Here is a 6,554-nt window from a genome sequence, read left to right as displayed (position 1 = left end):
CAGCGCTGATCCCGGTTCCCGCACCCGTTGCGGCGCCAGCGCCGGTGGTGGCAACGCCTGCCCCGATCGCTGCTCCCGCGCCGGTTGCGGCTCCGGTGGCCGTGCCGGCTCCCGCGCCCGCCGTAGAGCCCGCCGCTGAAGCCCCCAAGAAGGCTTCCTGGCTGTCCCGCCTGAAGCAAGGCCTGTCGCGCACGGGCCAGAGCATCGGCGGCATCTTCGTCGGCGTGAAGGTCGACGAGAACCTGTTCGAGGAACTCGAATCGGCGCTCATTATGGCCGATGCCGGCCTGGAGGCCACCGAGAAGCTCCTGACGGCGCTGCGCGCGCGGGTCAAGAAGGAACGTATCGAGGATCCGGCCAAGGTCAAGGCGGCGCTGCGCCAGTTGCTGGCGGACCACCTGCGTCCGCTGGAGCGCGGCTTCGACCTGAAGCGCACGCAACCCCTGGTCGTCATGATCGCCGGCGTCAACGGCGCCGGCAAGACCACTTCCATCGGCAAGCTGGCCCACACCTTCCAGCGCCAGGGCGCCAGCGTGCTGCTGGCCGCGGGCGACACCTTCCGCGCCGCCGCGCGCGAGCAACTCATCGAATGGGGCAGCCGCAACAACGTCACGGTCATTTCGCAGGACGGCGGCGATCCGGCGGCGGTGGCGTTCGACGCCGTCAACGCCGGCCGCGCGCGCGGCATGGGCGTGGTGATGGTGGATACCGCGGGCCGCTTGCCCACGCAGCTGCACCTGATGGAAGAACTGAAGAAGATCCGCCGCGTCATCGGCAAGGCGGATGCCGCTGCGCCGCATGAAGTGCTGCTGGTGGTGGACGGCAATACCGGCCAGAACGCCTTGGCGCAGATCCGCGCCTTCGACGCAGCCATCAATCTGACGGGTCTGGTCGTGACCAAGCTGGACGGCACCGCCAAGGGCGGCACGCTGGCCGCCGTGGCTGCGGGCAGCCAGGGCGTGCGCCCGATCCCGGTGTACTGGATCGGCGTGGGCGAGAGCCTGGAAGACCTGCAGCCCTTCGTGGCGGACGAATTCGCCGGGGCCTTGCTGGCGGATTGATGCCCGTGGATCCGGCGCGCTTGCGCCGGCAAAAACAAAGGGACGGCGCATGCCGTCCCTTTTGCGTTCAAGCCCGCACTACTTCCAGAATGGTTTGCTGGCGGCCAGATCGTCGAAGGCTTTCTGCGCGTCGTCCGCCAGTTCCTCCAGGCGGGCGCTGATCCAGCCCAGGGCGAACCAGGCTTGCGGATGGGTGGCGGTACACGACTCGTAGTAGTCCTTGGCCACTGCCAGGTCGTTGATCTCGCCCAGCACGTCCTGCACCCGCGACAAGAGCTTGCGATAGCCGCGCAGCTTGCCCGAGGGCAGCAGTGATTCCGCGAACGCCAGGCTGTAGCGCAGCCGTTTGCCGCGCTTGCGCAATTCGTGGCGCGTGGGGATGTCCAGCGTCGCAAACTGCGTACCCTGGTCGGCCACCTTGCTATGCCAACGGTGCAGGCGCCGCGCGAGCTGCTTGTGCAGGCGTTGCGGATCGGGTTCGGGCGCCAGCATGGGAATGATGGTGGGCCTGACGCTGGGGCCGGCCACGCCGCCTTCCAGCCTGATGGCGGGTTCGGGCGCGGTGTCGCTGGGGGTGCCGTTGGCGATGGTCTGGTTGTCCATGGCGGGCAGGGCCGGCGGCACGTCCAGGCTCCATTCCAGCAGATCCAGCAGCCAGGCCTGGAAGGCCTTGCCGCCGGCGATGCTGCGCGCGTCCTGTTCCGGGGGCGCGGCTTCCATGGGGATGACTGGCATGCCCGCGCGTATCAGCGCGGGCGCCACGGTTTCGTTCAGCACGTCCTGGTCGCGATTGGCGCCGAAGGCGGCGAAGTGCGTGCGCACGCCTTGCAGCAGGGCATCCGGAATCGGCGCGATCCAGCCGTCGAACAGTTTCCAGGCCGAACGCAGCCGGCGCACGCCCACGCGCAGCTGATGCACGTGTTCAGAGTTGCCGGCGCGGTAGACGCCCTCGGTGTCGACCTCGGCCAGCACCGAGGCGTTGCGCGCGATCTGATCCAGGCATTCCGCGGCGATGCGCGCCATGGCCTGGGGCGCCGTCATGTCCTCGCGCAGCTTGACCGATGCGGCGCCGCGCGGCGCCCAGAACTGAGCGATGGCTTGCGCGCGGCGAGCTTCGAGGTCATCGCCGGGGATGGCGTCGGCATCGGCCAGGCGCTGCGCCAGTTGGGCCAGCGCGTCGCCGCGTTCGGACTTGCTGCGCGGATCCAGCACCAGGCTGTGGCGCTGCTGCCAGCCGCGAGCCGCCGCGAAGATGGCGGCGGGGCGGCCCGACACCAGTTCGAATTCCAGTTCAGAGATCGGCAGTTCCAGCGCCCCTGCGCGCAGGATGCCGGTGTCGTAGGCCAGCTCCACCGTGCCGTAGCGCGTGCGGACCTTGCGAAGCAGTCGCTGCACGTCGGTTTCGTAGCGCAGGCCCAGTTCGCCCTTGACGGCCGCCAACGCGGCTTCGACTTCGGTGCCGGCATACACCGATAGGTCCAGCACCGGGCCCGGCCGCGGGTGATTGAGTTCGATGCGGGTGATGGCGTTGATGCCGGGCATCTTCAGCGTCTGCACCCAGTCGCGGCCTTCCTGGCGCAGCCGGACGGCGATGCGCGCCCGCGCCAGTTCGCGTTCCGGTGTATCGAAATACATGGCATGCAAGCGGATGCGGGTCGCCTCGCGCTGCTTGACCTCTCGCTGCACCGCCTGGCGCGAAGCCGCGGGCACGTGCAGTTTCAATTCCTGTTCCGACATGGCAGCGGGTGTCCAACGGCAAAAGCCGAGATCTTAATCAAACGAGGGGGGTGATTTGATGACCGGTCATATTTATTTCACATGGAGCATAGACGTGTTTGCGGCGCATCAACAACCGGGGCGAAGGGCGCGGATCTTTGGCTGGAGTAGCGGACCGGAGCAATGGCGGCCGCATGTGCTGGAGCAGACGTGACCCCTGAAATTACCTAGTTTCAGTGATAGGCATGGTTACGGATCGCTTTTCTAATTGTAATCGGCGGGTTACGCGGCCCGCGCCATCCGATTCCACACGCGTCCGCCTGGCGCCAGCCCGAGCGGGCCACGATTACAGAAGAGCGCCATGAACCGTACGTATCGCATTGTCTTCAACCGCAGCGCGGGCTTGTGGCAGGTTGTAAGCGAGCACGTCCGCGGGCAAGGCAAGGGTGGCCGCCATGCAAGCAGATCCGCGCGCAGACGCCTGCCCTTCATGGCGGTGCTGCTGACGGCCCTGGGCGCGGCCGGCCAAGCGCAGGCGGGGCCGATAGTCACCTTTACCGGCGATGCGACTTTCGCACCCTTCTCAGGTCCAAATTTGGTGGCCTTCGCCCCGCTATATGTGGGCATGTCCGGTGTAGGAACATTGACCGCCGCCGATGGCGGGCAGGTGACGATATTGTCGGGCAACACGGTGATTCTGGCCGACTCGGCCTCGGCTGACGGCACGATCAACATCGGCGCGGCTCCCGGCGCTGCACCCGTGGGCGCTGGCTTCCTGGCGACGTCGCTACTCCAGTTCGGCGCGGGCACGGGCACGCTGAACTTCAACACCAACAGTTTTCACGACTTCAGCGCGGCGTTGGTCAGCAGGGATGCAGGCACGCACCAGCTCAATCACTATGCCGGTTCCACGCGGTTGGTCGGTAATAGTTCAGGCTTCGCCGGCAACACCACCGTCACGGGCGGAAGCCTGCAGATCCTCAACGTTCTGGGCACCGCGGAAGGACGTATCGATGCCGGGCAAGCTCCCGGCGCCACGGCCCAGGTCAGCGTGTTCAGCCCCGGCTCGACCTGGGCTCTGACGGACAATCTTTTTGTCGGCGGCGCCGGACCCGGAGAGCTGAGCATCTTCAGTAGCGGCACGGTCTCGAACCAGTTTGCAACGGTGGATGCCCAGCAGAACGACGCGGCGAAAGTGACGGTTTCAGATGTCGGGTCGCTCTGGAGCAATCGCGCGGTGCTGCTGGTTGGCACGGAAGGCGGGATGGGCAGCGTTTCGATTCTGGCGGGCGGGTATGTGACCAGCGTCGATGGCGTCATCGGGCGCAGGGAGAACGGCAGTGGCGTCTTCCTGGTGTCGGGACGCGGCTCGGCCTGGACCAATAGCGGCGAGCTCAGGGTGGGCGATGTGTCCGGTCAGGGCACACTGAACATCGAGTCGGGAGGCGTCGTCTCGAACAAGGATAGCTATGTGGGCAGCATGAGTGGCAACGGCAGCGTCGTTGTCCGCGGCGCTGGCTCCATCTGGAACAATAGCGGCGCGATGACCCTGGGGTTTGGCGTGGGAACGGGGGCGGGCAGCCTGACGATCGCGCAAGGTGGCACCGTGAGCGTCGGCGCCAGTGGCGGAGGGACCGTTTCCCTGGCGCAGGACCGGTTTCTTGTCTTTCCCACCACCGGTACGATCAATATCGGCGCGGCGCTGGGGCAGCCGGCCGTGGGCGCTGGCACGCTCAACGCCGGCGCGGTCCAGTTTGGCGCCGGCATTGCGACCGTGAACTTCAACCATACCGATCCCGCCTACGCGTTTTCGACGCCGCTGTTGAGCACAGGCGCCGGCTCACATAGCCTGAACCAGATCGCCGGCACCACGTTGCTGACGGGCGCCAATGGCTCCTTCCGGGGCAGGACCACGGTGTCGGGCGGCAGGTTGGTGGTGCTGGGTCAGCTGGGAGGTTCGGCCGCCGTCACGGGCGGGGTCTTGCAGTTTGGCGACGGCGCCACGGGCGCGGCCAACACATTGAGCGGCGACCTGAAGGTCTCCGGCGCCGGCAGCACGCTGGCGGTGCAAGGGGGCGCCAAGCTAGGGGTTACCGGCAACATTGAAATGGCCGACGGCACCGTGCTGGATTTGATGGCCAGCTCAGGCGGCCAGCCATTGCAGGCCAACAAGGTGACGCTGGGCGACGGCGTGGAGTTCAGGCTGAGCGGCATCGCCGACAAGAGCGGGCTCGATACCGTGTTGATCCAAGCGCCCACGGGCGGCATCGACGGCGATTTCAGCGCCGTCAGCGTGGGTGGTTTCACCGGAGAGGTCGACTATCTCACCGTCCACACGCGCAAATCCGCGGACAATACGCAGTACCTCGCCACTTACGGTCTGAGCTGGACCGCGAACACCAACCTCGCGCACGGCACGTTCACGCTGAGCGATGCCGCCAACCGGTTCGTGGTCGGCGTGGATCTGGCGGATCAGGCGGCCAACGCCGCGACGGGGTGGAATGGACGGTCGCTGCTCAAGGCCGGCGCCGGCACGCTGGTCCTGAGCGGGAACAACACCTATAGCGGCGGCACCACGATCGCCGGCGGTACGTTGCAGGTCGCAAGCGATGCGAACCTGGGCGCGGCGTCTGGCGGCGTGGCATTCAACGGCGGCACGCTGGCGGCGTCGGCGTCCTTCGATACCGCGCGCGACATGGCGCTGATGCAGGCCGGGCGCTTCGAGGTGGCGGGCGGCGCAACGCTGGGACTGGTCGGCGCAGTGTCGGGCAATGCCGACCTGATCAAAACCGGCGCCGGCACGCTGCGCTTGGACAGTGCGGGTAACGCCTACGGCAACACCCGAATCCAGGAAGGCACGCTGATCGGCAATGCCGGGTCGATCCGGGGCAATGTCGATAACAACGGCACCCTGGTGTTCGACCAAGGCGCGAACGCAACGTTCGGCGGCGCCATCTCTGGCGGCGGGGCCCTGGTGAAGAGCGGCGCCGGCACGCTGGGGTTGACCGGAGACAGCTCGGGCTTTGCCGGCACCACCACGGTGCTGGGCGGCCGGCTGGCCTTGAACGGCAAGCTGGGCGGTGCGCTCAACATCGGCCAAGGCGGCGTGCTCGGAGGCCGGGGGACGGTGGGCTCGGGCGCCGGTTCGATGGTGACGGTGGCAGCCGGCGGCACGCTGGCGCCAGGCAATTCCATCGGCACGCTGACTGTCGATGGAGATCTTGTCATCGAGAAGGGCGCGCGCTATGCAGTGGAAACCAATCCGCAGGGCACCGACGCCGATCTGGTCCACGTCACCGGCAGCGCTACGATCAACGGCGGCTCCGTCGCGCATATCGGCATCGACGGCGACTACGCATTGGGTTCGGTCTACACCATACTGAGGGCCGACGGCGCCTTGTCCGGCCGGTTCGATACGGTGACGTCCGACTATGCCTTCCTGATGCCGCGGCTCCAATACGACTATGGCGCGGGCCGCGTCTCGCTGGAGTTGGCGCGCAGCGCCACCGCCATGGCCTCGGCCGCCGCCACGCGCAACCAACGCGCGGCGGCGGGCGCCATCGACAGCATCGGCATGGGGGCGGGCAACGGGCTTTACGATGCGATCGTCGCGCTGCCGGACGACAAGGGCCTGCTGCGCTCCAGCTTCGACCAGCTATCCGGCGAAATCCATGCATCGGCCAAGACCGTGCTGCTGGAGGACAGCCGCTACGTGCGCGACGCCGCCAACGAGCGCCTGCGCTCGGCCGCAGGCTCGGTCGGCGCGTCGGCGATGCC

3 protein-coding genes are annotated in these 6,554 nt (G+C 67.4%); 2 read left to right on the top strand and 1 reads right to left on the bottom strand.

Annotated elements, in window-relative coordinates; all coding sequences use genetic code 11:
* The first annotated feature begins 8 nt into the window (after window positions 1-8).
* A complete protein-coding gene (gene ftsY, locus VIR09_RS31525; protein ID WP_414639482.1) occupies window positions 9-1,061 on the top strand; it encodes a signal recognition particle-docking protein FtsY in 1,053 nt (350 codons plus the stop codon).
* A gap of 78 nt (window positions 1,062-1,139) precedes the next feature.
* Here the strand turns inward: ftsY and VIR09_RS31520 are convergent, their stop codons facing one another.
* A complete protein-coding gene (locus VIR09_RS31520) occupies window positions 1,140-2,798 on the bottom strand; it encodes a CYTH and CHAD domain-containing protein (RefSeq protein ID WP_332016443.1) in 1,659 nt (552 codons plus the stop codon).
* A 340-nt stretch (window positions 2,799-3,138) separates the two neighbouring features.
* Between VIR09_RS31520 and VIR09_RS31515 the strand changes: the two genes are divergently transcribed.
* Window positions 3,139-6,554: autotransporter-associated beta strand repeat-containing protein (locus VIR09_RS31515; protein ID WP_332016442.1), on the top strand; the 3,416-nt coding region annotated here is incomplete at its 3' end.

The sequence above is a fragment of the Achromobacter sp. genome (assembly GCF_036567245.1).
Lineage (GTDB): Bacteria > Pseudomonadota > Gammaproteobacteria > Burkholderiales > Burkholderiaceae_B > Achromobacter.
The sequence above is the reverse complement of the archived record's forward strand: the minus strand, read 5'-3'. Positions and strand labels throughout refer to the sequence as shown.

Bases quoted from the DNA above. Each gene is read 5' to 3' on its own strand.
- VIR09_RS31520 (WP_332016443.1), bottom strand. From the start codon at position 2,798: ATGTCGGAACAGGAATTGAAACTGCACGTGCCCGCGGCTTCGCGCCAG.